Origin of the sequence: Geobacillus sp. LEMMY01, from assembly GCF_002042905.1 — a bacterium.
GTDB classification, from domain to species: Bacteria; Bacillota; Bacilli; order Bacillales; family Anoxybacillaceae; genus Geobacillus; species Geobacillus proteiniphilus.
Window position 1 is genome coordinate 99,389 of the sequence record NZ_MVKA01000001.1, and the last position, 24,391, is coordinate 123,779.

The following is a 24,391-nucleotide window of genomic DNA, read 5'->3' on the forward strand; positions in this document are numbered from 1 at the left end:
TTTACGCGTTGATTTTTTCGATGATGACTTTCGTGTACGGCTGACGGTGGCCTTGTTTGCGGCGATAGTTCTTTTTCGCTTTATATTTGAAGACGATAATTTTCTTTTGTCGGCCGTGTTTTTGCACTCTCGCCGTCACGGTTGCGCCTTCGACCGTCGGGTTGCCGATTTTCACCGTTTCCCCGCCGACGAACAGCACTTTGTCAAACGTGACCGTATCGCCTTCATTCGCATCCAATTTTTCGATGTAAATTTCTTGGCCTTCTTCGACTTTCAATTGTTTGCCGCCAGTTTCGATAATTGCGTACATGCATCGCACCTCCTTCATGGACTCAGACTCGCCAGCGCCAAGGCGGCCCAAGACGGAGCGCTTCATCGCCCGCGCTGAGCGGTTGTAGTGCGGGTGCGTCTTTTTGCGACAGCCGCCCTCTTTTGCCCTTGTTGGCAGGACAAAAAGTCTACAACGTCATCTATCGTAACATAGAAACGGCCGGCCGTCAACCGTCATCTTCGTCTCCCGGCGGGCGATGATGAAACGGTGCAAACGACTATATAGATGCCATTTGAAGCTTTCACATTTGTAGCTTTTACCGAACATTGGATCGACTGTCGAGCGATCGAACAACGCCGCTTTCAGGCCCATGTATGGGTCTGTGAAGCGAGCGGTTGTTCGGCCTCCCGTCACGCCTTGGCGTGACGGGGGCAAGCCACAGGCTTGCCCTCGACAGTCGAAAAATAGATAAGCAACTTTTCCGTCCAGGATATGTTAAACTTTTTCGTTGCATCTATATATAGCCACGATCAATAGATGAGAGCGCCAAGCGGCGCATCGGCTTGCTTTTCGGCAAAAAACGCATGCAGCAGCTCGTTTTCATCGAGCGTCGCCCGTTCGCGCCCGTCGCGAACGACGATGATCGCATGCTTTTGTCCGCGGTAAAATCGCTGCAGCACGGCCGAGATGCGTTCGTCCGCCGGCGCCGTAATCGTCCGCAGCTTTGTATAGCCGCCTTTGTTTCCATAATACCGCTCAAGCAAAAAGCGCATAACGACATACGGATGCTGCTTTTGCTCCTGCCAAAGAGCATGCGCCAAAAAGGCGGCGATCACCCATAAATCAAGCTGGCGCGGCGCCAACACAAACAAAAGAACGACGCCGACAGCAAGCGCGGCGGCTGATATGGCGACCGTGTTCCGGTGCGCTTCGCTGAACGGGCGGCGGTAGGACAGCAGCAAAAACAATAGCTTGCCTCCATCCAGCGGCCAGATCGGCAGCAAGTTCAAAGCGAAAATGGCCGCATTGTAGCGAAAAAAGAGCTCCCAGCTCCCGCCATCCATCATGCCGGCCTTCCACAAAAAAAATGCCGCCGCTACGAGCCACAGATGCTGGGCCGGCCCGGCGAGCGTCACGATCCACTCCTCGCGGAACGGCCGGTTGCCGTGCTCTTCGACTTCCGCCACTCCGCCGAACGGCAGCAGCAAAATCCGCTTCACCCGCCAAGAGAAAAACGCGGCCGCCGCCGCATGGCCGAGCTCATGAACGAGGACGATGAAAAACAACAGGCAAAGCTGCTTGAAATGGGCGGTAAGCACCGCGATGCCGCCGATCAGCCATAACAGCGGGTGGACGTGCAGCTTCCCAAGCAGCGCCATATACTTATTCAAAGGAAATCACCTGAATCGGATCGATAAATTCATCTCCTTGTTTAATAGCAAAATAAAACAGCCCTTTCTGTTTATTTGCCTCGCTCGCCTCGGCCGTGCCAACTTCCTGCCCCATTTCTACAAAATCATACAATTTCACCGAAATGGCCCCCAAATGTCCATACCACGTCTCCGTGCCGTCCGCATGTTGGATGATGACCGTTTTGCCGAGACGGTCTTTCGTACCGGCAAAGGTGACAATCCCTTCTTTCATCGCTTCCACTTTGGCTCCATTCTCGGTTTCGATCGTCACGCCCTCCCCGTTTTTTTCAAAACTTTCGAGAATCCGTCCAGAAGCCGGCACTGCATAGGATGAAGCCGTTTTCACCTTTTCTTCCTTTTTCGGGGCAAAAAAGGCGAGCGGCTCACCGAACGTTTTTTCATACCAGGCTGAGACGGCCGCAAACTGAAACTCGGTTTCCATCGTCCGGGCAATAAACTGCCGCGCCGGCTCGAGGGAAGCGGACGGATGCCGGAACAAAATGGCCGTCACTAGCACGAGACAGGCAGCGATGAGTGTTTTGAATAAAAACCATTCTTTGCGGAACAACGGATGGGGAGCGGCTTCAAACGAATAGCGGTCATACGTGACGACCGGCAGCCCGTACCGCTCCTCATCAGCGGCGCTCCATCTGGATTCTTTTGGATCCTTCCCCTTATATTGACGTTCCCTTCTTCGTTTTTCAATGCGTTTTTTCATCTCACGGACGCGTCGATCCATACGTCCCCCCTCCACCTTTCCAACAACGTTTGTACTAATTTATGAGACAACCTCATGGAATATGAACGAGCGTTTTTCGCCGCGCCTCGCCGAACACGTCCGCGAACAAATCCCGCAAACGGTTTCACACCAACGTTTCGGCTGAGCGCCGCAACCGATCGATACCATCTGCTTCCGTTGTTACAGATCAGGAATTCCAAACAGCACAACAATATGAATAAAAAAAGAAGGCCCATTCAACGGCCTTCTTGCGCCAACTCCATTATTTCAAACTAAATATTTTCCGAATCTTTGAAAACAGCCCCTTCTCCTCTTCCTCAAGCGGCGGCAGCGGCACCGACTCGCCGAGGATACGGCGGGCAATGTTGCGGAAGGCGATCGACGCTTTGCTGTTTGGGTCCAGCACAATCGGCTCGCCGCGGTTCGACGCTTTGATCACGTTTTCATCGTCGGCGATAATGCCGAGCAACTCGATCGATAAATGCGAGATGATTTCGTCGACATCCAACATATCGCCGTTTTTCACCATATGGCTGCGAATGCGGTTGATGATGAGGCGCGGCGGTTTGACGTGCTCCTCCGCTTCAAGCAAGCCGATGATGCGGTCGGCGTCGCGGACCGCTGACACTTCCGGCGTCGTGACGACAATCGCTTCGTCCGCGCCGGCGACAGCGTTGCGATAGCCTTGTTCGATTCCGGCCGGACAGTCGATGAGCACATAATCGTATTCCTGCTTCAGCTCCTCAATGAGCTGTTTCATTTGCGCGGGGGTGACCGCCGACTTATCGCTCGTTTGCGCGGCCGGCAACAAATACAAATAGTTATCGAACCGCTTGTCTTTCACAAGCGCTTTTTGCACCGTGCAACGCCCTTCCACGACATCGACCAAATCATAAATAATTCGGTTCTCAAGCCCAAGCACGACATCGAGGTTGCGCAGCCCGATGTCGGTGTCGACAAGGCACACCCGCTTCCCGAGAATGGCGAGGGCCGTCCCAAGGTTCGCGGTCGTCGTCGTTTTGCCGACGCCGCCTTTTCCGGAAGTGATGACGATCGCTTCTCCCACGTTCACATTCTCCTTTCTAAGCGCGTCAAATTCGGCCGCAAATGCATAAGCAGCTGAAGGCGGTCGACAACAATTTGGTTATGTTCATCAATATAAGCGCATTCCATTTCATTTCCTTCATCCGTTTTCGAATCGGGCGCCCGGCTCATGATGTCGCCGATGCGCAGCTGCATCGGTTTCATGACCGATGCAGCGATGATCGCCTGTTTATTGCCGGCATACCCGGCATGGGCGATGCCGCGCAAGGCGCCGAGAATGAAAATGTTGCCTCCGGCAATGACCGTTCCACCAGGGTTCACGTCGCCGATCAGCAGCAAATCCCCTTCGACATGAAGCACTTGTCCCGAACGGACAATGCGCGAAACGGGCACAATTTCCGTTTTTCTCATCCATTCTATCGCTTCTGCTTTCGACATGACATTGCTTTCGATCGAATCGACGACCAAATTTTTTGAACGGCGAATGAGCGCACGCACCTCTTCCTCTTGGGCAGGCGTCAAATAGCGGTTCCCAATTTTCAGATGAACAGAGACAAGGGGGCTGTCTGGCGCGACGCCAGCTTGTTTGACAAGCCGCTCCTCGATTTCTTTCAATAAATCGTCATACGAGCAGCGGTCGTCGAGATGCAGCGTCAGCCCATCTTTCGTCCCTTTAATCGTCACGTACTGCTGCTTTTGTTTCGCCACAACGTTCACCCCAACGAATAATTCTACAAAACGGGCCGTTTTTCCTCTTTTATTCTTCCTGCTCAAACCGGCGAATTTTTGCCAATCGCCGTTCGAGCGGGTACGAAAAGACGAGCAAAAACGCGACGTTCAGAAGCAGCGTCGGCCATAGACGGCGGTCCCAAAAAACAGAAAACGACCAATCGGTCCGCCCGATCAACAGCTGGATGCCGTAGACATAACTGTCAAGCAGCACAATGGAAAGCAGCGACAAGAGCGATGCAATGAACCAGTTTTGGTGGAACCATTTCATCGCTTTGCCCGCCAAGTAGGCAATAAGCGTATAGGCAAACGCATAAACACCGAGCAGCTCTGTGTAGACGCAGTCATACAGGAACCCGAAGATGAACCCGTACCCCATCGCCCGCGTCCCGCCGAAATGCATCGCTGTGAACACGAGAAAAACAAGAAAAAACCGGGGAACAAAAAAATAGTGGACATACAAGTCGCCTTTTGGCCATACATCAACAAAAAGGCTCTCACTCACAAAACATAACACCGCAAGGAAAGGGAGACGCCACTTGTTCACTTTGCCTCCTCCTTTTCCTGCAGTGCTGCATCGATGGTTCGTTTCACAATCATGACGTCGTCAATATCATACAAGTTGGCAAACGGCTTGACATAGACGACTTTCGTCAATCCGTATTGGTCCGGCTTGACTTCGGTCACCTCACCGATCGGCAGCCCTTTCGGAAACACGCCGCCAAGGCCGGAAGTCAACACTTTTTGCCTTTTTTCCACTTTGGCGTCAATCGGAATTTCTCCGAGCAGCAACTCGCGCCGCTTCTCATCGTAGCCTTCGATCAACCCAAACACGTTTTCCTTTCCTTGGATATAAGCGGAAATGCGGTTGTTTTGGTCAAGCGCGCTTAACAGCTGCACAGTGGACGTAAATTGGGAAGCGTGCTGCACCTTGCCGACAAGCCCCGCTGGGGTGATGACTGCCATATCTTTTTTCACGCCATGTTGCTCGCCTTTGTTGATGATGATCGTTTCCCGCCAACGATCCGGGTTCCGCCCGATCACCGTCGCCTGAATCGAAACAAAATCACGCAAGCTCTCTTTTTTATCGAGCAACGCGCGCAGCCGTTCGTTTTCTTGCCGCAGCGCCTCGACCTCGGTCTCAAGCGCCGCATATTCCTCAAGTCTTGCCTTCAGCAGTTCGTTTTCCTTATATGTACGGCGAAGATCGCTCACATTTTCAAAGAAGCCCGCGATCTCCTGGGCGGGCTTCCCGAACAGAAGCTGAACAAAACCGACCGTATCTTTTACGAACTGCTCCGGCCACGTCAACTCTTCGCGGCTGCGCAGGGAAAAGCCGATCAACATGACAAGGATGACGATGCTGACGAGCAAAAAAATGAGACGCTTATTCCCGAAAAGCTGTGGCATGCGTCACACCTTCTTACCGTCAGCGATGGTCTCTCGCCTTGTTTTTAAACAAGTCGATGTGGTCGAGCGCTTTCCCGGTGCCAATGGCCACGCAATCAAGCGGATTTTCCGCGACGATGACCGGCATGTCCGTCTCTTTGCTGATGACCTTGTCCAAATTGCGCAACAAAGCGCCGCCGCCTGTCAGCACGATGCCCCGGTCCATAATGTCAGCCGCCAGCTCCGGCGGTGTTTTTTCGAGCGTGTTTTTCACCGACTCGACGATCGCATAGACCGTATCGTGCAGCGCCTCAGCCACTTCTTCGGCGCTGATTTCGATCGTTTTTGGCAGCCCAGTGAGCAAGTCGCGGCCGCGAATTTCCATGTTTCCGATTCCTTCCGGATTTCCGGCTGAGCCGATTTCGACTTTAATCGCCTCCGCCGTCCGTTCTCCGATCATCAAATTGTACGTTTTTCGGATGTATTGAATGATCGCCTCATCCATTTCATCGCCGGCGATGCGAATCGACTGGCTCGTCACGATGCCGCCGAGCGAAATCACGGCCACTTCAGTCGTACCGCCGCCGATGTCGACGACCATGCTCCCGGTCGGCTCCCACACCGGCAAATTGGCGCCGATCGCGGCCGCAAATGGTTCTTCAATCGTATAGGCGTCGCGTGCTCCAGCCTGGCGCGTCGCATCGATGACCGCGCGCTCCTCCACGGCCGTGATGCCGTACGGCACGCATACCATCACATACGGCTTGCTGGCAAACAACCCTTTCGTTTTGACGGCCTTGCGAATGAAATATTTCATCATCGTCGCCGTCGTTTCATAATCGGCGATGACGCCGTCTTTCATCGGACGAAGCGCCACGATGTTGCCCGGCGTGCGCCCGATCATGTTTTTCGCTTCATTGCCGACGGCGACGATTTGCTTCGTGTCGCGCTGAATGGCGACAACCGACGGCTCGCGCAAAACGATCCCTTTTCCCTTCACATAAACGAGCGTATTCGCTGTTCCTAAATCAATCCCGAGATCTTTCGTCCCAATTCCAAACATATGATCGATCTTCCTTTCCGAAACGAAATGCATATGATTTTCTATTGACAACATGGATCGGATGTCAAGTCATTTATAAATTGTACAACACCGCCCGAACGGATTCGGAAAAACCCATAGTTGATATTATAACTGATTCGACAAAAAATGAGAACCGTCAGACATAGCCTTTTTCTTTCAAACTGACGAATTTTTGATCGCCGATGATGAGGTGATCCAAGAGCTCGATGCCGATGATGCGGCCGCATTCCGCGAGCCGTTTCGTCACATCGATGTCTTCGCGGCTTGGAGTCGGATCGCCAGAAGGGTGGTTATGCACACAAATGACTGAGGCGGCGGAACGTTTGATCGCCTCTTTAAACACTTCGCGCGGATGGACAATCGAGGCGTTTAAACTGCCGATGAACACCGTTTTGCGGTAGATGACTTGATTTTTCGTATTTAAATAAATGGCGACAAAATGTTCTTGCGATAAAAAGCGCATATCTTCCATGACGTATTTCGCTCCGTCTTCCGGGCAACGAATCACATAGCGGTCGGCGCAGCCGGACTGGTGGATGCGTCGGCCGAGCTCCAACGCCGCCAAAATTTGCACGGCTTTCGTCGGCCCGATCCCTTTGATGTTCGTCATTTCTTCGACCGTTGCGTCTTTGAGCGACCTCAGCCCCTCAAAATGGCGAAGGAGACGCTGGGCGAGCTGCACGACCGACTCCTCCTTCGTGCCCGTGCGCAACAAAATGGCGATCAGTTCATGGTCGGATAAACTTTCCGGCCCTGATGACAGCAGCCGTTCACGCGGCCGGCTGTCTTTCGGCACATCGCGGATCATCCACGCCATCATACTCCCCCTTTTTTTGTTTTGCTTCATCGAAAGACGGAGAGGCTTGAACCGCCCCTCGGTACGACAGCAGAATCCGTTTGCGGGCGCGTTCTTTTGCCAAAAAGGCGCCAGACGGCGGCCGCTTTTGCTTTTATCTATGCTGGCGGCCACCCGAGCCGGCGCAATTCCCTGACCGTCCGCGACAGCGGCAGGCCGACGACCGTCAAATAGTCGCCTTCGATCCGTTTGACAAACAGGGCGGCGCGGCCTTGGATGCCATACGCCCCCGCCTTGTCCATCGGCTCCCCGGTCGCAATATAGGCGGCGATTTCCTCGTCATCGAGCTCCCAAAACGTGACTGCTGTTTTTTCCGCAAACGATGTGATTGATCCATGAGGGAGTGCGATGGCGACGCCGGTCCATACGTCATGCGTTCGCCCGGACAAGAGCCGCAACATGGCGAATGCTTCTTCTTCCGTGCGCGGCTTCCCTAACAAGCGGCCGTCGCACACAACGATCGTATCAGCGCCAAGAACGTACGCATCAGGGACAGACGGCGCCACCGCCTCCACTTTCCGGCGGGCAAGCAGTTGGACAGCTTCATCAGGGGGCGTTCCGGGGGCGATCGTCTCATCGGCTTGACTTTCTTGAACGTCAAACGGCCAACCGGCCAGCTCGAGGATCTGCCTGCGGCGCGGGGAGCGGGAAGCAAGCACGAACCGTGGAGGCATCGTTCATTCTCCTTTCACTCGTTTCGGCTCGGAAGATTCATTTGTATCGTAGCAAATTTTGCGGTGAAAGGCAATTTTCTGTATAGATGCAATTTGAAGCATGAACATTTGCAGATTTTACTAGGCATTTGATCGACTGTCGGGCGACCGAACAACGCCGCTTTCAGACCCATGTATGGGTCTGTGAAGCGGGTGGTTGTTCGGTCTTCCAAGCCACAGGCTTGCCTTCGACAGTCGAAAAATGGACAAACAGCTTTTCCGTCAAGGATATGTTAAACTTTTTCATTGCAATCTATATGCAAATGGGCAAAAAAAAAACGGGGCTTCTAGCTCCCTAGCGGCACCAATTCGATATAAGCGGCGAGCGCCTCGAGCAGCTGTTGCTGGGCTTTGGCCAACAGCGCTTCATCCCGTTGCTCTTTGTATGCGGCAAGGGCGGCATACGCCTGCTTCAGCGCTTCAACATACCGACCGACTGTTTTGTCGCTTGAAGCGTTGCTTTTTTCTAACGCGTCATACGCCTTTTGAAGCGCCTGCCAGTCATCTTCTCCTGCTTTCCTGCCGCCAAGCAAAGCCGCGGAGACCGCTGCCATGTTTTCATACAAAACCTCCCCTTTTTGGATGGCCTCCGACCGGCGCGCCGCCGCTTCGGCGGCAAACGACAGCTCTTTGACATACGTGCTTGGCACCCTTTGGCGATATTGGTCGTTGACCGTCCGCAACGTTTCCTTATCCGCGCCGACGGCGATATAGAGCGCTGCCGGTTTTTGCCCCGCGACGACGACCGGCACGCCTGCTGTTTTGATCGATTCGGACGCCTGCTTGGCCGCCGCCGCATTCGAATAGACGCCAGCTTGAATGACCGCAATGGAAAACGGCGCTCGTATGACGCTTTCTCTCCCTTCTCCTCCCGCCGCCGTTTCAGGCTTTGTCAATTCCGTCATCGCTTCAGATGCCGGCGACGAAGCAGATTTTTCCTTCGGAATGATGTGCAGCACCGTCATGCCAAACGCCATGCCGACCAACGCAGCGACCAACGCGGCGGCAAGCAGCGACTTGGCTTGAGCCGGGAGCCGCCATGGCCGACGTCTGCCGCTTTTCTTTTGTTGCATCGCCTCGGAAATGACCCGTTCATCCGCCTCAAGGGCGGCCGCCTCTTCCCAACCCGTCGTTTCAACATCTTCCCGAACTTGCCCATCCTCCGTAAACCACAGGCCTGTTGATGGCTTGCCTGCGGATGGCCCGCCTTTTTGAAACGCGCTCACTTGGCGGCTGTCATCCGCCTCGTTTTCTGCTCGCTGTCCTTTCCCTAGATGGCTGTCCAACGGATATCCACCCGACTCCTCGGACGGCCGTCCTTCCGACGAACGCTCCACGGTAAATGGGCGGGGCTTGCCGTTGATATTCACCGTAATGCGCATGCGCTGCTTGTCCATTTGGCCACCGTCCTTCTTCACACTTCGATTTCTTTCGCCTATCTTACCACAAACGGAAAAAAAAAGAACAAGACATTTGTCGTCTTGTCCCCGCTTCTGTTCTTCATTTTCCGACATCAACGGTTGCGAATCGCCTCGGTCCCCAGCGCTTCGACAGGAATCGGCTGCTCGCGCCCCTCATAGGTGCAAAGCTGCTTTGTCTCGCCTTTCAAGCAAACGGCGTAATCGATCCCGCCGTCTTCCCGCTTCGTGGCAAGCACGTACGATGGATTCGTTTCCGGCGGCAATACATTTCCGGTGAACGGATCTTCGATTGGATCCAGCAAACCGTTGCCCACCAATTCTCCATACGACAATATGGCAGAAGAACGGGCTGGCAAAAATTCCACTTTCTCGGCGCCGACATACAGCCGCGCCGCTTCATACAAGCCATAAGCATCAGAAACAAACGCCCGCTCGCGCGCCCGATCAATCACCGTCCACATGGCAAGACCGACGATCATCGCCACAATGCCGATGATCACCAACACAGCCAAAAGCTCAATGAGGGTCATCCCTCGTTTCATGCGAATGATCATCGCGTGTCCTCCTTTGCCGGCTAGGAAGCTGGCGCCGTTTCGGCAAACGGATTGTCTTTGCCGCTTGGCGGGGGAACATCGCGAACGGGAGACAACTGTTTCCATTTCTCAAGCTTCGGAGCATAAAACGCACGAACGGTCACCGAATACGTCAACGGTTGGACTTCATCAGCGATGGACATCAGCTCCGGAGGCCCAGTGACGGTCAACCCTTCAATCGCCACGATGCGCTCCGACTGCTCCAACACCTCTAAAAACCGTTCAAGCTGATAATAGGAAGGCGACTGCACGGTCAGTTGGGCGGTGATGGATTGAATGCTGCTTGGCGGAGAAACCGCTCGATTTCCTTCGCTTCCGTTGTTCGTTCCACTGTCGTTCTGCTGTGAAGATGCTGCTCCTTCATCAGAAAAATTGACGCTCACCAGCTGGCTGTCAGCGATATATTCCGCTTTCTGAAACAAGAGCAACAACTGGTCCGTAAGCGGATGGACAGGGACTTTTTTTGCAATGAAGCAACGGTTTGTGCTGTTTCCTCTGAAGAAGGAGGCAGCTTTTGCTTCAAAGCGGCGAGCACCTTTTTCTCGCTTTGCACCGTTTGCTCCATCTGCTCGAGCTGGCTGTAGCGAGGCATGACCAGCCATGAATAGGCGGCCGCAAACAAAAGCGCGGTGACCGCAGCCATTGCCGCAACAAGAAGCGGCCATTTGCCAAAGCGGCTCATGATTTTTTTCCCTCCCCATCAGCCTGTTGCAGCTCCAGCTCATATTGCGCCATATATCTTGGCACGACTTGATGATCTTCCGGTTCGCCACTCGTCTCGCTATTGGCCGCCACATTGACCAGTTTGACGTTTTTCACCATTCTCACTTTTTCTAATCGATCCAAATAATAGGCCGCCTCTTCCGGCGCATCAAACTGCACCACCATGGTCATCTTTGTCTGATCCGAGTACGTCACATTCATCATGAATCCGCGTTCGGGAAGCTGCTTTGTCAATGCCCGCAGCAACGGCACTGATTTCAGCGGATAGCGTTCCGCCCATTTCACCGCCTTCGCCAGCTCTTCTTGCTCCTTCTGTTCGTCTATATTTTTCATTTTCGCCGCCAGTACATCTTGCTCCGCTCGCACTTTTTTTAATTCCGCCTCCAACATGGCCTGGCGATGATCCGCACGATCGATCAACCAATACAGCACCGAACCGGCTAGGAGAAGCAGCGCCGCCCCGAACAACAAAACGAGACGGATCGGCTGCCTCGTTTCTTTTTTCGGCAATAAATTGATTTCAGCGATCATCGTCAGCCCTTCCTTCTTTCAACGCCAATCCCCAGGCGAGATGAAAGCGGTCCGGCAGCGGATCAAGAGACGCGCTGAGCCGTTCTACAGGCACTTCAAGCCGCTCTGTCAAAGCCGTGAACACATGGCCCAACTCTGGATGATCGCCGGCGAGAAACAGGCGTGTGATGGACTGTTTGCCTTGTTGGAGGGAAAACGAATAAAAGCTCATGATCCGTTCCATTTCCTTATACACATCGACGAACGGATCCACAATCGCCGCCGTCCGGTCACGATAGGCTTCAAGCGGCAAATGGCGCATAAACAACGGCAAATGACGATGAAACACGCTCAAATTCACGGCGGATTCGTCAAACTGCACAAGCAAAATATGATCGTCCGGCGCAGCTTGTCCCGCCGCATAAAACGGACGATAAGCGCAAAGCGGCGATACATCCGCGGCCACCGGGCGCAAATCGGCTTCTTCCAAAAGCGCCGCGTATTCCGACACCGCCTCTTCCGGCGCCGCAAACAGCAAAATCGACACCGCCTCGCTCGTTCTCTCCATCACCACATAATCAAACACCGGATCGGCAAAAGGAAGCGGAATCGACTCGCCAAGCTCCAGAAATAAATAGCCGCGAATCTCTTCATCCGACAAATGAGAAGGAAGGGGCAAACTGCGGATCATGACGAATGGATCAGGGACGACAAAGCGCGCGCGATGGCCGTCTATTTTCCATTCCTCCACGCATTCGTCCAAAATCATGGCCAATGTTTCCCCATCGACGATGCGGCCGTCGCGAACAACCCCTACTGGCAATGCCCGTTCGCCCCATCGTTTCACTTCAGGCGGATGCCCTAGCTTGACTTCCACATAGCGAATGGCATGGTCTTTTACGACGATGTTCACATATTTGGACTTTCCCCACCATAACGCCATTCTCGTTCGCCCCCTTTCTTCCCATCCTTACACAAAAAGATCCATATACGCATCGACAAGCTGATCACCGAAAAACAGCGCCGTCAATGACCCGAGCGCAATCGCCGGCGCAAACGGCATCGGCTTGCCGCGCCGCACGCGCCCCAGCGCCATGCCAATCAGCCCGATGATCGTTCCATACAACGTCGCCAAAAAAAAGGCGAGCAACACCATTTTCCAGCCAAGCACCATTCCCAAAACCGCAAACAGCTTCACATCGCCGCCCCCCATCCCGCCATTGGACAAAACGGCAATCAGCCATAAAAGCGAAAATCCGACCGCCGCCCCAAGGAGCATATCGACCCACGGCAAAAACGGGATCACAAGCCGCTCCATCAAAAACAAACCGGCAAACACCAAAAGCACCCGGTCAGGAATGAGCATATAACGAAGATCAGACACAACGATGATGGCCAACAAGCTGATGAGCGTCCACGCCACAATCAGCCGTCCGCCCCAGCCGATCCACATCGGCGCGGCCGTCAACAAAGCGGCGGTTGTCAATTCCATCAAAGGGTAAAGGGGGGAGATGCGCCCCCCGCACCCTTTGCATCTTCCTTTTTGCGCGACATACGAAACAACCGGGATGAGCTCCCCAGCCGATAGCGTCCGTCCGCACGCCGGGCAATGCGACCGCGGCCTGATGATTGACTCCCCGACCGGCACCCTCAGCCCGACGACGTTAAAGAACGAGGCGAGGAGGAGGGAGTAAAGGAAAACGAAACAATAGGCGATTGCCGTCATTTATACCGGACTTCCTAAAATTATGATTGTGGTTCTAGGCTCACGTCGTTTCGTGTCAATTCACTTACATCTTTGTCATCAATATACTTAAATGTACCGTTCGCATCAACAAGCGTTACTTTATACGTAACCCCATTGGAATCTTTTACAATTTTCACGATACTTTTATCTGCATCATATTTATCCGTAGACACTTTCCCTGGCGACTTCGGAATGTTTTCTAAATAACCGCCATCGTACAACTCCTTCAATGTGTATTGCGTCTTCGTGTTTTTATCCGCTGCAATGGCCAATCGCGCCGCACTGGCCACTTGCTTCGCATTGGCGATATGGGCGTCTTTTTTCGAGTTGTCCATAATGGCGCCGATGGCCGGAATGGCGATCGCCGCGATAATCCCTAAAATGACAATGACGGCGAGCAGTTCGATGAGCGTCAAGCCGCGCTCGTTTTTGATGATGCGTTTCAACATCACTTTCCTCTCCCTTTCTTTTTTAATGTTTTAGCACGATTTCCCTATTATTCTACAATATAGTCCAAAAAATAGGAAGATATTCTTAATATAAATTATTGTTGAATGTGATTAAAGATGTCGTACATCGGGACGATGATGGAGGTGACGATCGTCCCCACGACGCCGGCAAGCAGCACAATCATCAGCGGCTCGATGAGCGACTTGAGGCGATCGGTGCCGGCGTCGACTTCCGCTTCGTAAAAGTCGGCGACTTTGCCAAGCATGGCGTCAAGCGAACCGGTTTGCTCGCCGATCGTGATCATTTGCGCCACGAGCGGCGGAAACGCCCAATGGCGGCGGAGCGGCTCGGCGAGCGACTGGCCGCGCTCAAGAGCGGTTCGCGCTTCATCAAGGACGGACGCGATCACTTCATTTTCTACGACGCGCTCGGAAATGGACAGCGCCTCTAAAATCGGCACGGAGCTTGACACGAGTGAGCTCAATGTCCTCGTGACGCGCGCCAATGCCGCTTTTTGGACAAGGGTTCCGAAAATGGGCAGCCGCATGGCCGCATAGTCCAAATAATATTTCGTGCGCTTTTGCCGGCGCAGCGCGGTGAACAAAAGGAACACCCCGATCGCCAGCAACGTTATCATCCACCAATAATGCTGCATAAATGCGCTCGCTTTCAGCACAAACTTTGTGATCGCCGGCAATTCGGCGTGAAAATCGGCAAACATGTCGACAAACGTCGGCACGACCGAGACAAGCAAAAAGATGACAACCGCAACGGCGATGATGGCGACAGCCACTGGATAGGCAAGCGCCGAGACGATTTTTTGCCTTGTTCGATGCACTTTTTCAAAATGGTCGGCAAGCCGGTCGAGCGTTTCATCGAGCGTGCCGCTCGCTTCACCGGCGCGCACCATATTGACAAACAATGGCGGGAAAATGCGGGGATGCTTTGCGGCTGCGGCAGAAAGCGGATTCCCTTCTCGGAGATGCTGTTCCATATCGTCGAGTGCACGAGCAAGCGCTTTGCTTTCCGTTTGCTCCGCCAAAATGCGGATCGAATCAACGATCGTCACCCCGGCGCGCACAAGCGTTGCGAACTGGCGCAAAAAGACGACGAAGTGCTGCAGCTTGACGGCTCGTCCTATGGAAATTTCTTTGTTCCAAACAGATGACGGCACCTCGGCGATCACAATGGGGCGAATGCCTTTCTCCCTCAATTTCAGGACAGCCTCACGGCGGGAGTTTGCGGCAATCGTCCCGGATTTTTTCCGTCCGCTTCGGTCGCGCCCCTCATACTTAAATTGCGCCATCCGCTCCACGCTCCCTTGTCAAATACGCTTCCGCGGCCAATGGATCAATACGGCCAGCGGCCACAAGCTCCCTGACGCTCATTTCCATCGTCTGCATGCCCACACTGCGGCCCGTCTGCATAATATTGATGATTTGATGCTCTTTTTCATTGCGGATCAAATTGGCCACTGCGGCATTGTTGATTAAAATTTCCATAGCCGCCGTCCGTCCTCTCTTCCGACCGTCGGGAAATAAACGTTGGGCCATGACGGCAACAAGGACGGAAGCGAGCTGCAGCCGAATTTGCGCCTGCTGGGCTGACGGAAAGACGTCAATCATCCGTTCGATCGCCGCTGGGGCGCTCGCCGTATGAAGGGTGCCAAGCACTAAATGACCCGTTTCCGCGGCAGTGATCGCGGTTTGGATCGTTTCCAAATCGCGCATTTCCCCGACTAAAATCACATCCGGATCTTGACGAAGCGCAGCGCGCAATCCGGCGGCAAAACTGTTCGTGTCAAAGCCAACTTCCCGCTGGTCGATGATCGATTTTCCGTGCTGATGCAAATATTCAATCGGATCTTCCAGCGTAATGATATGTCTGGACATCGTTTTGTTCATGTAGTCGATCATCGCCGCCAATGTGGTCGATTTGCCGCTGCCGGTCGGCCCGGTGACAAGCACAAGCCCGTGCGGCTTTTCCGCGATGTGCTTTAACACGCTTGGCAAGCCGAGCTCTTCTAATGTCGGAATGCGCGGCGGGATGAGGCGCACGGCAAGCGACACGCACGACCGCTGCTTAAACACATTGATCCGGAAGCGGGAGACACCCGCAATACCGTACGAAAAATCAAGCTCCCCCGTTTCTTGAAACTGCTGCCAAAGCGGCGGCGGAATGATGGCTTTCGCCATTTGTTCCGTGTCCTCCGGGTTCAGCCGTTCTTGCCCATACGCCTTCAGTTCCCCATTCACCCGAAAAATCGGCGGCGCCCCGACCGTCAAATGTACGTCAGACGCACGGTATTCAAAAGCCGCACGCAACAACGCCTCAAGCTTTTCCTTCATCCGTCTCACCCATCAATGCAAAATGGCCACTTTCAGCACTTCTTCAAGCGTCGTCAACCCTTGCTTCACTTTCAACAGCCCGTCATCGAGCAAAAAGATCATTTTGTTTTGAATGGCGAGTTCCCGCAACTTCGAAAACGGCTCATTGTTTAAAATGACGCGGCGCATCTCGTCCGTCATGACAAGCAATTCGTGGATCGCGAGTCTCCCGCGGTAACCGGTCATATTGCACGTCGGGCAGCCGCGGCCACGGACGAGTTGGCGGATGTCGATGCCCCGACGGGCGAAAATGTCCCGCTCCCGCTTCGTCGGCTCATACACCTCCTGGCAGTCGCGGCAGATGCGGCGCACAAGCCGCTGCGAGACAACGCCAGCGAGCGATGTGGCCACTAAAAACGGCTCAATCCCCATATCGATCAGGCGGGTGATCGTGCTTAACGCATCGTTCGTATGGAGCGTGCTTAACACTAAATGCCCGGTGAGTGAGGCGCGGATCGCCACTTCCGCCGTCTCGCGGTCGCGAATCTCCCCGACCATGATGATGTTCGGGTCTTGGCGCAAAATCGAGCGAAGCCCTTGGGCAAACGTTAAGCCGACATTCGGGTTGACTTGAATTTGGTTGACGCCTTCGATCTGATATTCAACCGGATCTTCGATCGTAATGATGTTGACATGTTCGCTGTTTAAATGATTGAGCGCCGCGTAAAGCGTCGACGATTTCCCCGAACCGGTCGGCCCGGTGATCAAAATGATGCCGTTCGGACGCTCGATCAAACGGATGAACCGATCTAAATTGACCGGGTTGAAGCCAAGTTTATGAATATCGTTTAACGCCGCACCCAAATCGAGGACGCGCATCACGATTTTCTCCCCATACACCGTCGGCAATGTCGACACGCGCAAATCAACGGGATGAAAATCGATGTTCATTTTGATCCGCCCGTCTTGCGGCACACGATGCTCGGTGATGTCCATGTTGGCCAAAATTTTGATCCTCGCCGTCAACATGCTTTGCATATGTTTCGGCAGCGCCCTCTCCGTTCGAAGCAAGCCGTCAATTCGATAACGGATGAGCACTTTTGTCTCCTGCGGATCGATATGAATATCGCTTGCCCGCTGTTCGACAGCAAGCTGCAAAATTTGGTTCACTAGGCGAACAATCGGGGAATCGTCCTCGGCCGTCCGCCCGTCTTCGCGCATCTCCGTCGGCGGCGCTGGCAGCAAATCATCAAACGATTCGTCCATGTCATAATATTTATTGATCGCCCGCAAAATATCATCCTTTGAAGCGATCGCTGTTTCGATCTGAAACCCCGTTGACAAGCGCAAATCATCAATAGCAAAAAAATCCATTGGATCAGCCATTGCAACGAGCAATCGATCGTCTTCCACCTTAAGGGGCATGATCAGATGGCGGCGAGCAAACTCTTTTGGCACTAGGCTCGTCGCTTTCGGATCAATCGGGTAGCGATACAAGCTGACATGAGGAATGCCGAGCTGAAACTCAAGCGCCTCAATGAGCTGCTGCTCTGTGATGTAACCTCGCTGCAGCAACGCATCGCCAAGCTTTTGCCCAGGCGTTTTCTCACGCAACGCTTCAGCCAGCTGTTCTTCCGTAATCAGCCCCGCTTCCACCAACAAATCACCGAGGCGTTTCCGCTCACGTTTTTTGTTCATCGGCTTCCCCCGCTTTCCCCGCTTTGCTTCGATTCGGTTGAAGGGGCTGCGTTGGTCTGGTCGCTGCCGCTTTGCCCTTCGCCGTTTTGGACTTCTGATTTCTCTTGACCGCTTTCCGCTTCAGTCTGACCGCTATTCGTTGCATCAGACGGTGAAGATGGCGTTTCGCTTCCTTCCCCCGTTGTATTGGATGAAGATTCTGGGACTTCAAGCCCTCTTACCTCAACCGCATACGTCGGAGGGTAAAAATCCTCGCTCACCGTCTCTTTGCGGATCAGCCGGGAGCCATCGCGCACTTCGCGTTCGACTTTTACAAGCAATCCAGAACGGCCGACTTGTTTCGTCACGGTTTCATCCGGCGCCAACCGGGCATCGTATTGAATGATTTTGCGCGGTTCGATCCGCTCTAGCCCGCTCGTGCGCACGATATATTGATACGCAAACGGCCAACCGTACACTAACGCTTTCACTTGGCGGCCATCGTAGCGAAGAATGAGCGTATAGTCCGTCGAGTTCGGATTCAACCATTGTAAATCGCGTTTGTCATCCACCTTGGCCTCAAATCCCGGAGGAATGCCATCTGGAAGCGAACTTCCCGCATACCGTTCCATCAACAAAAAATTCGTCGACAGCACAGCACGATACACCGCTGATGCCAATGCGTCGACAGCCTGATTCGACAGCCCGCCACCAGCCTGCTGAATCACGGCGCGCAACGAGACCAATTGATTGGCGCGGAGGACGACGCGGCGTTCCGAAGCAAGAAAACGGGAGAGACTTTGATCGCGAACGGCAACAGCCGCTTCACTCACGACCGTCTGCCCCTTCCCGGAAGAGGGAAGATAATGGGCCAAGTCGAGCGGCTTGTTCGGAACGGCAAGCTGGGACGCCGCCGCCTCCAAATCCGCTTCCAACGCTTTGAGATCCAAGGCGGGGACTGCCGCCGGCGGGAGAAGGCGTTCAACGGTTTCCATGCAAGCGCTCATGTCAGCCAACACAAGAAGCGGCGAGGAACGGCCGTTGACCACGTTTTTTGTGCTTTCCGACAAGCGAAATGTAAAGATGTCAGCCGGCAGCTCGGCTTTCTTTTCTTGATAGCGGACCGAAATCGAAGCTGTCGATCGCCAGTCGCTCACCTTGTCTGCCACCGCCTGTTGGGCTTCCGCTCTCGTCATCCCAGCAAGCGAAATCGGCCCGACGTACGTCCCGGAGCGATAGCGGTCTTGATCAGGGCCAAACGACTCATAAGCCAAAACGCCCAAGCGGGCAAAGGTGAGGAAATAAACGGTGCAAACCGCCATCACGATAAACAGTTTTCCTATGGAAGCCGCTCTCACCTCGAGCTCCCCCTTTTTCACTCAGCTTCGATGTTCATCGACACATCGACAATGACGCTTGGACCCGCCTCTTGCGCTTTTCTCACATCTTCTTCGCGAAGCGTCGTTCCCGCTGGAAACAGAAGTTCGCCGTTCAAATCATAAATATCCTTGGTCACCCGTTTCCCCGCAAGAAGCGCCACTTGCTTTTCACGGAGCGATTCAAGCGCTTCGACATTTTCCGCTGTCTCCGACATAGCTTGGATCTGTTCAGGAATGTTGCTGGCCTCTGTTTCTTTTTCATTCTTTTGAATGAGCATCGACGCATCGGAAAGGAGAGCTCCCGAAGCGTCGTCGCTGACGATCAATATATCCTTTCCATAAGTCAACACTTGGGCGGATGGCAACACCGCTTCTCCACTTTCAAGGCGAAGGGCGATGCCGATAATATCCCCTGTCTCTTCGTTTAGGAAAAACTCATGGACTTCCCCCAAAAGCTGTCCTTTGCGCGTGATGGCTTTTGTATTTTTGATGCGGATTTGCTTGTTGACAAGCTGGTTGGCAATCGGAATTTCCGCCAAATCAATGACATCATGGCTGCTTGCCACCGTAACGGCGAATTCGCCGATTCCGACGATTTTTTTAAACGGAATCGCTTTTAAACTGAGTTGCACATCTTCTTGCTCGACAGTCAAAAAATCGATGGAACCTTTATCAGGATTAATGACAAAGCTTTTCACGGCGCCGATTTGCATCCCATCCGCAATGCTGATGATCGGCAATCCGATGATTTGCGCGCTCGCTTTCATCCTCTTCACCTCAACCATTTGCTAATGTAGCGGCGATTTCCCGCCAGAGTGCCAGTTCAGCCGCGATAGCTGGATAGTTTGAAAAACGTCGCTCGAGCTGGTCAACCCACGCACGAAGCTGTTGGCCATTTTGTTCCAGTGCATAATGCTCCAACAGCAGGCGGGCGAATACGTAGTAATCGCGATCGGAAAGCGGGGCTTGCAAACATTGATGCAGGCATTGTTCATACGCATCGGCCGTCAAACGGCGGCGGCTCAGCATCAATTCCGCTGCCGCCATTTGCGCTTTTTCCGAAGCAACCAAATGCATTGGTTCTTCAGCAAACGGCTCATCTGCCGCCTCGACGCATTCTTCATATTGAGGATTCTCTTCGGAATCCGCCTTTTGTTCCTCTTGCTGCTCGGAAGCGTCCGCTGTTTTTTCGCTGACCATCGCTTCAGCAGCTGATCTCAACGAAACGGCATCATCCACGAGCCGATCCATCCAATCGACCGCACCGCTGTCTTGATCATGTCCAATCTCAAGGCCATCAGCAAACATCACGCCATCGTCCTCGAAGCTTTCCGCCTCCACGCGTTGTCCTTCTTTATGATGCCAGATGTCATGGATTCCGGCAAATCCATCCTCATCCGGAGCCACGGCCGCCTCGAAAAAGACGCCTCCGTGCTCCCGTTTGACGCTGTCCGTTGAAGAGAACTCGTATTCTCCGCCTTCCACGCGCTCTGAGAAACGATCATCCATGCTCATCCATGCATCCCATTCATTCTCGCCGCGGCTCTCACCCTTAACGATTTCTGCTGCATTCAGAACCGGCTCATCGGCTTGCGATCCTTCATTTCCGCTCTCTTTTGACACTTCATCAAGCACCGCTGTCTCAAGGTCCGGCGTCACAGCGCCCGGCCACTGATCCAACCAATCGGAAACACGCCGCAGCGGTTCGGACGCTCCAACGATTTCTTCCGCTTGCTCCCACGGTGGAACAGTTTCTGCCGCTGCCTCCATCAACAAGTCAGCGGGAGAATGGTTCACTTCTTCCGACCGTTCTGCTGTCTGCTCTATCGATGATGATTCATTAGGTTCAGAAAGGGGCGGCGCTTGATCAAACTGGATCGACGGCAACGGCGCCTTTGGCAAAACAGGGACAGAAGCCAAAGATTCCGGCGCCGACCGCTCCTCTTTTTCTTCTTTTACAAAACTTGATTCACGAGAAGCCCCGGCGCGGTAAAGAGCAGCGCCAAATCGGCGGTCAAGCAAATACGATGCAGCCGCCAACAACAAAAGAACAAGAAGCCCGGCCTGCCAAAGCGGAATGATCGAACTAGCAAATTCGGCCAAAAGCGCAGCCAACAGCGCCATAACAACCGCTGTAAGCCCCCCAAGCCGGCTGAAGCCAAGCGGAAGAAGCCAAATCAGCAGCAGCGCCACGACAAAAGCACCGGCATACATGAGCGCCTCTTTCATCATGCCCCCCCGTTTCTTCTATGACAAAAGACCTCTTTTATACTAAAAATCTGCAACATTCGACTCTTACTTATTGTATAATAAAGTTACATATTTTGAAAGAAGGTTGTGATCAATGACGGACAAGAATTTTTTTTCCTGCCGACGCACTTTAGGGTTCACCCTTATCGAGACATTGTTGTCCATCACGCTGTTGTCTGCGGTGGCGATCGGCTTGTTTTCCTTTTTCACCCACGCTATGACGTATACAGCCGATAACGAACGACGAACGGTGGCCATCAACGTGGCGCGTGGAACGATGGCGTACTTTGAAAAAAATGTTCTCTTTTCTTCCTTATCGAATTACATGACAGAGAACAATCTTTCATTTCTTAAAGTAGAGAAAAACAGCTGCAGCCATGAAGCCTTGTCCTCTTTATTGTTTCCAAGCGGAAATCAGGGCGAAACGATAAGCTCTCAACAATCATGCACCGCCCAGCTCGCCCCAACAATCAATGATGTTCAATACGAAACAACGGTGTACATCATCCGCTGCGATCAAGAAGGATGGGACGGATTCCTCACCTCCTCTGAATTTGCGTCATTGCCGGAGCGGCTCAAAGAAGAGATCCGTCGTGAACGAAACAACATGATCTCCTCCGAAGCCGGCACCTACATGGCGAAACTGTACGCCGTTGTCCGTTGGGGAGAACGAAACGGCGACATCACATGGGTGGAAGGAGTGGTGACCGATGAGACGATCCGTTAACACCCAAGATGGGATGACGCTTGTCGAGCTGTTGGCCGCCATTTCCATTTCCATGTTGATCATTGGCGCCATCTATACTGTTTTTCTAGCGGGCATTCGCGTTTATCAGCACATCGGCATTGAAAGTGAATTGCGGAGCGAGGCGGATTACGCGGTGGCACGCATCATGAATGCCTTGTACATGTTCTCGCCGGACGGCCTTGAAGCCGATCGGAGCCAAGAAAACAAAACGCTTAGTCAACTGTCGTTTGTCAAAAACGAGCAATTCAAAACGAACAACCAAGTCGGTCTTGTTTCCCGCGAAACCGCGGCGCAATCGGTCCATCGAATCATTTCGATTAAAGACGGAAAACTGATGATGGACGGGGAAGCGATTACATCCACACGCCTTTTGCTGGACGATTCTTCCTCCTTTTCGTTCCGTTGCGCGCGCAGAGACGGAGAAATTTGCCGAAGTGGGGTTATCACCATCATCTTAACGATCAAAGATGGGAATAACAACGGGATGCTTTCAATAAAACCTTTCACTTTACAGACGGAATTCGGTTTTTAGGGGGGAGGCCCTATGCGCCGAGATCAGCGAGGATATAGTTTGATTACAACATTGTTGGTCATCACCGTCTTTTTATTGCTAGGTCTAACCATTGTCACCACCGCCGTCGAGCACGCCCAATTCACCACCGTGCGCGTGGATGACGTACAATCGCTGCATGAGGCGAAGACGGATGTCAACGAGGCGGTCGCCGATCTGAAAGCAGAGTTATCGGATCCAAATTTTTTGGTCCGCCATCGTATTTTTGCGCCTGACCAATGGGATCAGTTTCTCGGGCTTGGCAGCTCGTCTCCTGGAGAAGACACGATCGCCGGCCGCCTGCGCGACCGCTACGGGGTGATCATGGAAGATGAAAGCGAGCAATATGATATTCCCAAAAACCAAGTGTTTCTTCGCGCCCTTCGTTTAACGAAAACGTTCAATGACGGCCATCGGACGCGAACCGTCAAGCGGCTCGTCTTTGTGACCAATACGCCAAGCTTTTTGAAATATGCGCTTGGCTCAAAGGAAACAGTGGTCCTCAACGGCGGGGTTTATGTCGAAAACGGGAATGTATACACAGGGCAAAACGCCTATGCCAGCAACGCGACCAACTATGTGAAAGCAAACGGACAGCTGACCGTCAATTCGTCTAACGCCGGCATGCCGCTTTTATCCTCTTCCTCGATTTGGTATACAAACGACGGACAATTGAATGCATGCGGGCAAACGACCGGTTGCTGGGAAGCATCACAAGGCCGTTTTCGCATGAAGACCAATTGGGCGCCTCGTTGGCCGACGGATGTGCCAGAACCGGCGCCAACCATCAGGCAAGAAAACGAAGATTTTATCGATGTCGATTTTGACCTTACTGTGGCCGACAAACTGTTGCAAGCATCGGGAATTTTGCCCCCGTCATCCGATTACATTGAGCGAATGGAATCCATTCAAGAAGCCGGGGACAAAAATAGCCAACTTCACACGTTAGTGGCAGAGTTGTCCAATCAATGGACCTCGATCCAATCGAATCAACCGGATCCAAACGATCCACGTAAAACGCTTGAAGAAGTGATCAAAGAGCAGTCCAAAACCAAACCGCTCTACCTCGATGGAAACAGCGTTTTGAGAGGAGATGTCGATATTCAGAACAGCGGAGTCAACCAATGGCTCATTGTCAACGGCGATCTTCGCCTTGATGGGCCGACAAATCCCAGTACATTTGTCAGCGTACGCGGAAATTTTATCGTCCTCGGTGATTTAACTTTGACAGGCAACTTGCGGCTTGACGCAAGCATCTACGTCACCGGGAGCACGAAAATTTACCAAAGCCGGATCGAACGGGCGCTAAACAACAAAGGTGTTGTGTTGCTGTCGAAAGGTCCGCTCGATATTTCCCGTATTAATGAATTCAATAACCCAACCATTCCGACACCGAATTTGAAAGGATACTTTTACACAGACAGCAGCGCCACGATTTATGCCGTTGGATCCTACTTGTATATCGAAGGCGGGCTGTTCGCCCGCGGAAACGGAGCAACAGCTCCAGACACAGACATCAATGGGCTTGTCGTCAACGCATTCCGCGGTCAAGTCAATGGGGAAAACGGAGAACCGGACCGGTTTACGCCAGGAAGTGATCCGTTATCCTCACGCCTCGTCGTCCGCTATCGTCCTGAAATGCTTGTTGAACAAGGGACAGGACTTCCTTTTGTCAATCGCATTTCGCTCGTGGTCGACCGATTGGAAGTAGAATGAAGGAGGCATTTTTGATTCAAAACGGAAAGCGGCGCTCCCGAAAGGGAGGCCGCGCTTTATTCA

27 protein-coding genes and 1 other annotated feature are annotated in these 24,391 nt (G+C 53.1%); of the genes, 3 read left to right on the forward strand and 24 right to left on the reverse strand.

Annotated elements, in window-relative coordinates; all coding sequences use genetic code 11:
- Position 1 precedes the first annotated feature (1 nt).
- The 24 genes from rplU to B1A75_RS00645 all read right to left on the reverse strand — a co-directional run bounded on the left by rplU (position 2) and on the right by B1A75_RS00645 (position 21,293).
- Positions 2–310, reverse strand: coding sequence for a 50S ribosomal protein L21 (rplU, locus tag B1A75_RS00530; protein WP_074042789.1), 309 nt, complete (start codon positions 308–310; stop codon positions 2–4).
- 14 nt (positions 311–324) lie between these two features.
- Positions 325–404: a sequence feature (ribosomal protein L21 leader region), on the reverse strand.
- 397 nt (positions 405–801) lie between these two features.
- Complete coding sequence (locus tag B1A75_RS00535) at positions 802–1,662, reverse strand: site-2 protease family protein (RefSeq protein ID WP_074042790.1); 861 nt, start codon at positions 1,660–1,662, stop codon at positions 802–804.
- Positions 1,655–2,422, reverse strand: a complete 768-nt coding sequence (locus B1A75_RS00540) for a M23 family metallopeptidase (RefSeq protein WP_079935554.1) — start codon at positions 2,420–2,422, stop codon at positions 1,655–1,657. The genes B1A75_RS00535 and B1A75_RS00540 overlap by 8 nt, the downstream gene beginning before the upstream one ends.
- Before the next feature lie 262 nt (positions 2,423–2,684).
- Complete coding sequence (gene minD / locus B1A75_RS00550) at positions 2,685–3,488, reverse strand: septum site-determining protein MinD (RefSeq protein ID WP_074042793.1); 804 nt, start codon at positions 3,486–3,488, stop codon at positions 2,685–2,687.
- Between the two features lie 2 nt (positions 3,489–3,490).
- A complete protein-coding gene (gene minC, locus B1A75_RS00555) occupies positions 3,491–4,183 on the reverse strand; it encodes a septum site-determining protein MinC (RefSeq protein WP_013144614.1) in 693 nt (230 codons plus the stop codon).
- 40 nt (positions 4,184–4,223) lie between these two features.
- A complete protein-coding gene (gene mreD / locus B1A75_RS00560; RefSeq protein ID WP_074042794.1) occupies positions 4,224–4,742 on the reverse strand; it encodes a rod shape-determining protein MreD in 519 nt (172 codons plus the stop codon).
- A complete protein-coding gene (mreC, locus tag B1A75_RS00565) occupies positions 4,739–5,605 on the reverse strand; it encodes a rod shape-determining protein MreC (protein ID WP_013144612.1) in 867 nt (288 codons plus the stop codon). Before mreC ends, mreD begins: the two co-directional genes overlap by 4 nt.
- Positions 5,606–5,624: 19 nt before the next feature.
- On the reverse strand, positions 5,625–6,647 hold the full coding sequence (locus B1A75_RS00570; protein ID WP_011232093.1) for a rod shape-determining protein: 1,023 nt from the start codon (positions 6,645–6,647) through the stop codon (positions 5,625–5,627).
- Positions 6,648–6,804: 157 nt separating this feature from the next.
- The gene (gene radC / locus B1A75_RS00575) at positions 6,805–7,485 is read right to left on the reverse strand and encodes a RadC family protein (protein WP_013524237.1); all 681 of its coding nucleotides are present in this window, start codon (positions 7,483–7,485) and stop codon (positions 6,805–6,807) included.
- A 137-nt stretch (positions 7,486–7,622) separates the two neighbouring features.
- Positions 7,623–8,198 (reverse strand): Maf family protein, encoded by a 576-nt coding sequence (locus tag B1A75_RS00580; protein WP_013524238.1) that lies wholly within the window; start codon positions 8,196–8,198, stop codon positions 7,623–7,625.
- A gap of 326 nt (positions 8,199–8,524) precedes the next feature.
- A complete protein-coding gene (locus B1A75_RS00585; protein WP_074042795.1) occupies positions 8,525–9,634 on the reverse strand; it encodes a stage II sporulation protein D in 1,110 nt (369 codons plus the stop codon).
- A gap of 116 nt (positions 9,635–9,750) precedes the next feature.
- Complete coding sequence (locus B1A75_RS00590; RefSeq protein WP_025949367.1) at positions 9,751–10,212, reverse strand: type II secretion system protein; 462 nt, start codon at positions 10,210–10,212, stop codon at positions 9,751–9,753.
- A 20-nt stretch (positions 10,213–10,232) separates the two neighbouring features.
- Positions 10,233–10,673, reverse strand: a complete 441-nt coding sequence (locus tag B1A75_RS20145; RefSeq protein WP_254866580.1) for a hypothetical protein — start codon at positions 10,671–10,673, stop codon at positions 10,233–10,235.
- A complete protein-coding gene (locus tag B1A75_RS20150) occupies positions 10,631–10,933 on the reverse strand; it encodes a hypothetical protein (RefSeq protein WP_240730319.1) in 303 nt (100 codons plus the stop codon). Before B1A75_RS20150 ends, B1A75_RS20145 begins: the two co-directional genes overlap by 43 nt.
- The gene (locus B1A75_RS00600; protein ID WP_011232099.1) at positions 10,930–11,505 is read right to left on the reverse strand and encodes a DUF2681 domain-containing protein; all 576 of its coding nucleotides are present in this window, start codon (positions 11,503–11,505) and stop codon (positions 10,930–10,932) included. Before B1A75_RS00600 ends, B1A75_RS20150 begins: the two co-directional genes overlap by 4 nt.
- Positions 11,495–12,427 (reverse strand): type IV pilus biogenesis protein PilM, encoded by a 933-nt coding sequence (gene pilM, locus B1A75_RS00605; protein ID WP_011232100.1) that lies wholly within the window; start codon positions 12,425–12,427, stop codon positions 11,495–11,497. The genes B1A75_RS00600 and pilM overlap by 11 nt, the downstream gene beginning before the upstream one ends.
- 27 nt (positions 12,428–12,454) lie before the next feature.
- Positions 12,455–13,210, reverse strand: a complete 756-nt coding sequence (locus tag B1A75_RS00610; RefSeq protein WP_079935555.1) for a prepilin peptidase — start codon at positions 13,208–13,210, stop codon at positions 12,455–12,457.
- A 20-nt stretch (positions 13,211–13,230) separates the two neighbouring features.
- Entirely contained in the window at positions 13,231–13,680 is a 450-nt protein-coding gene (locus B1A75_RS00615; RefSeq protein ID WP_079935556.1) for a prepilin-type N-terminal cleavage/methylation domain-containing protein, read from the reverse strand.
- A 95-nt stretch (positions 13,681–13,775) separates the two neighbouring features.
- Entirely contained in the window at positions 13,776–14,987 is a 1,212-nt protein-coding gene (locus B1A75_RS00620; protein ID WP_021321856.1) for a type II secretion system F family protein, read from the reverse strand.
- The gene (locus B1A75_RS00625) at positions 14,974–16,029 is read right to left on the reverse strand and encodes a type IV pilus twitching motility protein PilT (RefSeq protein ID WP_074042797.1); all 1,056 of its coding nucleotides are present in this window, start codon (positions 16,027–16,029) and stop codon (positions 14,974–14,976) included. Before B1A75_RS00625 ends, B1A75_RS00620 begins: the two co-directional genes overlap by 14 nt.
- Positions 16,030–16,041: 12 nt before the next feature.
- Positions 16,042–17,706 (reverse strand): GspE/PulE family protein, encoded by a 1,665-nt coding sequence (locus tag B1A75_RS00630; protein WP_011232105.1) that lies wholly within the window; start codon positions 17,704–17,706, stop codon positions 16,042–16,044.
- Complete coding sequence (locus B1A75_RS00635; protein WP_033025925.1) at positions 17,703–19,043, reverse strand: VanW family protein; 1,341 nt, start codon at positions 19,041–19,043, stop codon at positions 17,703–17,705. The genes B1A75_RS00630 and B1A75_RS00635 overlap by 4 nt, the downstream gene beginning before the upstream one ends.
- Positions 19,044–19,060: 17 nt before the next feature.
- Positions 19,061–19,831, reverse strand: coding sequence for a PRC-barrel domain-containing protein (locus tag B1A75_RS00640; protein WP_033025927.1), 771 nt, complete (start codon positions 19,829–19,831; stop codon positions 19,061–19,063).
- 10 nt (positions 19,832–19,841) lie between these two features.
- On the reverse strand, positions 19,842–21,293 hold the full coding sequence (locus B1A75_RS00645; RefSeq protein WP_011232108.1) for a hypothetical protein: 1,452 nt from the start codon (positions 21,291–21,293) through the stop codon (positions 19,842–19,844).
- Positions 21,294–21,408: 115 nt separating this feature from the next.
- Between B1A75_RS00645 and B1A75_RS00650 the strand changes: the two genes are divergently transcribed.
- Genes B1A75_RS00650 through B1A75_RS00660 form a run of 3 tightly spaced genes read left to right on the forward strand, consistent with a single transcriptional unit; the run spans position 21,409 to position 24,328 of the window.
- The gene (locus B1A75_RS00650) at positions 21,409–22,041 is read left to right on the forward strand and encodes a type IV pilus modification PilV family protein (protein WP_021321853.1); all 633 of its coding nucleotides are present in this window, start codon (positions 21,409–21,411) and stop codon (positions 22,039–22,041) included.
- Positions 22,025–22,594 carry a PilW family protein gene (locus B1A75_RS00655; RefSeq protein ID WP_021321852.1) on the forward strand — a complete coding sequence of 190 codons (570 nt, stop codon included), beginning with the start codon at positions 22,025–22,027 and terminating at the stop codon, positions 22,592–22,594. Before B1A75_RS00650 ends, B1A75_RS00655 begins: the two co-directional genes overlap by 17 nt.
- 12 nt (positions 22,595–22,606) lie before the next feature.
- Positions 22,607–24,328: a hypothetical protein gene (locus tag B1A75_RS00660; protein ID WP_033025928.1), complete on the forward strand. Its 1,722-nt coding sequence runs from the start codon at positions 22,607–22,609 to the stop codon at positions 24,326–24,328.
- Positions 24,329–24,391: the final 63 nt, after the last annotated feature.

Excerpts from the sequence above, each read along its gene's own strand:
- B1A75_RS00570 (WP_011232093.1), bottom strand. The coding sequence starts at position 6,647 with ATGTTTGGAATTGGGACGAAAGATCTCGGGATTGATTTAGGAACAGCG.
- B1A75_RS00580 (WP_013524238.1), bottom strand. The coding sequence starts at position 8,198 with ATGCCTCCACGGTTCGTGCTTGCTTCCCGCTCCCCGCGCCGCAGGCAG.
- B1A75_RS00615 (WP_079935556.1), bottom strand. The coding sequence starts at position 13,680 with ATGTTGAAACGCATCATCAAAAACGAGCGCGGCTTGACGCTCATCGAA.
- B1A75_RS00590 (WP_025949367.1), bottom strand. The coding sequence starts at position 10,212 with ATGATCATTCGCATGAAACGAGGGATGACCCTCATTGAGCTTTTGGCT.
- B1A75_RS00660 (WP_033025928.1), top strand. The coding sequence starts at position 22,607 with ATGCGCCGAGATCAGCGAGGATATAGTTTGATTACAACATTGTTGGTC.
- B1A75_RS00630 (WP_011232105.1), bottom strand. The coding sequence starts at position 17,706 with ATGAACAAAAAACGTGAGCGGAAACGCCTCGGTGATTTGTTGGTGGAA.
- B1A75_RS00620 (WP_021321856.1), bottom strand. The coding sequence starts at position 14,987 with ATGGCGCAATTTAAGTATGAGGGGCGCGACCGAAGCGGACGGAAAAAA.
- mreC (WP_013144612.1), bottom strand. The coding sequence starts at position 5,605 with ATGCCACAGCTTTTCGGGAATAAGCGTCTCATTTTTTTGCTCGTCAGC.
- B1A75_RS00640 (WP_033025927.1), bottom strand. The coding sequence starts at position 19,831 with ATGAAAGCGAGCGCGCAAATCATCGGATTGCCGATCATCAGCATTGCG.
- B1A75_RS20150 (WP_240730319.1), bottom strand. The coding sequence starts at position 10,933 with ATGAGCCGCTTTGGCAAATGGCCGCTTCTTGTTGCGGCAATGGCTGCG.
- B1A75_RS00625 (WP_074042797.1), bottom strand. The coding sequence starts at position 16,029 with ATGAAGGAAAAGCTTGAGGCGTTGTTGCGTGCGGCTTTTGAATACCGT.
- rplU (WP_074042789.1), bottom strand. The coding sequence starts at position 310 with ATGTACGCAATTATCGAAACTGGCGGCAAACAATTGAAAGTCGAAGAA.
- radC (WP_013524237.1), bottom strand. The coding sequence starts at position 7,485 with ATGGCGTGGATGATCCGCGATGTGCCGAAAGACAGCCGGCCGCGTGAA.
- B1A75_RS00655 (WP_021321852.1), top strand. The coding sequence starts at position 22,025 with ATGAGACGATCCGTTAACACCCAAGATGGGATGACGCTTGTCGAGCTG.
- B1A75_RS00600 (WP_011232099.1), bottom strand. The coding sequence starts at position 11,505 with ATGATCGCTGAAATCAATTTATTGCCGAAAAAAGAAACGAGGCAGCCG.
- B1A75_RS00540 (WP_079935554.1), bottom strand. The coding sequence starts at position 2,422 with ATGGATCGACGCGTCCGTGAGATGAAAAAACGCATTGAAAAACGAAGA.
- B1A75_RS00610 (WP_079935555.1), bottom strand. The coding sequence starts at position 13,210 with ATGACGGCAATCGCCTATTGTTTCGTTTTCCTTTACTCCCTCCTCCTC.
- B1A75_RS00645 (WP_011232108.1), bottom strand. The coding sequence starts at position 21,293 with ATGAAAGAGGCGCTCATGTATGCCGGTGCTTTTGTCGTGGCGCTGCTG.
- B1A75_RS00650 (WP_021321853.1), top strand. The coding sequence starts at position 21,409 with ATGACGGACAAGAATTTTTTTTCCTGCCGACGCACTTTAGGGTTCACC.
- B1A75_RS00585 (WP_074042795.1), bottom strand. The coding sequence starts at position 9,634 with ATGGACAAGCAGCGCATGCGCATTACGGTGAATATCAACGGCAAGCCC.
- pilM (WP_011232100.1), bottom strand. The coding sequence starts at position 12,427 with ATGGCGTTATGGTGGGGAAAGTCCAAATATGTGAACATCGTCGTAAAA.